The organism is Synechococcus sp. R55.8 (genome assembly GCF_047461895.1).
Classification (GTDB): Bacteria; Cyanobacteriota; Cyanobacteriia; order Thermostichales; family Thermostichaceae; genus Thermostichus.
Map to the genome: position 1 here is coordinate 1 of NZ_JANSIB010000115.1, position 1,599 is coordinate 1,599.

Here is a 1,599-nt window from a genome sequence, read left to right on the forward strand (position 1 = left end):
CTAGTTACGCCCGCCAATTTGCCTACCGCTGTGGTCTCACCTGGCAGCAGGCCCAGACCCAAGCAGAGGGATCCCTGCCCTGGCTAGAGCGCCACGTGCCCCACCTGCTGGAAGAAATCCAAGGCATTGCCGCGGGGAGTGGCTTTCGTTTCGCCGAGATTCTGGCCCTCAATTTGCGCACCGAAATTTTATCCAGATCGGTTCCCAGGGGATCCCATCCCAACTGCGCCGCTGCTCTGGAACACAATCTCCAAAACGGAGTACCCCAGCACCCACCGGATCCTGCTCATGAATTCAAGGGGATTGATCTCATCGATCCAGCCCAAGCCAACCCGGATGGGGGAGAATGCACCACCCTGGCGGCCTTGCCCCAGGCTACCTCCACCCACCACACCTACTTGGCCCAAACCTGGGATTGGATCGGGGAGCAGCGCAGGGCCTGTGTGCTGTTGTGCGTTCGCTCCGATAACCACCCTGCCTACCTCACCCTGACCGAAGCTGGGATCCTGGCCAAAATTGGCCTCAATCAAGCAGGGTTGGCCGTGGCCCTCAACCTCTTGCGCTCTACCCTAGATGGGCAAACCGAGGGAATGCCGGTGCATTTGCTATTGCGCTTGTTGTTGGAGTGTGAGGAGTGGCAGCAAGCTGTGGAGAGGGTGAGATCCTATCCTTACACCGCGTCCTCTTGTGTCAGCGTTGCGGGTACCGCAGGACAGGCGGTAGGCCTACAGCCCGCTAGTGCAATCAGCTTTGAAATCAGTCCACGAGGAATTGGCCTGCATCTCCCTCAAGGAGGGATCCTCGCCCACACCAATCATTTCCTGGATCCGGCCTTGCGAGAAGATGAGCTGCCCCCCCATATAGGATCCTCCACAAGGCTAGAACGGGCCTATCATTTGCTTCGCCAGAGCGCTCAAACCGGAACCCTAGAGGCGGTCACTCTTCAAAAAATCCTACAAGACCGGACGAATGCCCCCCACTGCATCTGCCGCCATCCGGATCCCCATCTGCCCGCCTGGGATCGCACCGAAAGCGTGGCGGCTGTGGTGATGGATTTGAACCGGCAAATCTTACACCTGGCCCCCAACATTCCCGATCAAGTGGAGTTTGTACCGATTTCCGGGATTTTCTAGGTTTGGGAGATGCAGTAGGATCGAGCTGAAGAGAGAGGAGGGGCAGGCGATCGCGTCCTTGCTGTCGCCACCAGACAGCGGGATGAGGAAAGTCCGGGCTTTCAGAAGAACACACCGCTGGGGAAACTCCCAGTGCGGGTAACCGCGAGGATAGTGCCACAGAAACATACCGCCGATGGCTGGGATCCCAGCACAGGTAAGGGTGCAAAGGTGGGGTAAGAGCCCACCAGCAACGTCGTGAGGCGTTGGCTCGGTAAACCCCGGTGGAAAGCAAGGCCGCAGCCGCAGGATCATGGCTGTTCTTCGCCCCTGTTGGCTGCATCGAGATCACGGTACCCAAAGTGGGGAAGGGTGCTCTCGATGGTGGTGAGCCGCTAGAGGGTGATGGCAACATCACTCCCAGATGGATGATCGCCAGTGCAACTCTGCACTACAGAACCCGGCTTACAACCTCCTCTCTTTTCTA

General features: G+C 58.4%; 1 protein-coding gene and 1 other RNA gene. Both read left to right on the forward strand.

What is annotated here, in order from left to right; all coding sequences use genetic code 11:
- Positions 1–1,133, forward strand: a 1,133-nt coding sequence (locus NW829_RS10830) for a C45 family autoproteolytic acyltransferase/hydolase (protein ID WP_414417066.1), incomplete at its 5' end; no start/stop codon positions are given.
- A 32-nt stretch (positions 1,134–1,165) separates the two neighbouring features.
- An RNA gene (gene rnpB, locus NW829_RS10835) (RNase P RNA component class A) lies at positions 1,166–1,596 on the forward strand.
- Positions 1,597–1,599 lie beyond the last annotated feature (3 nt).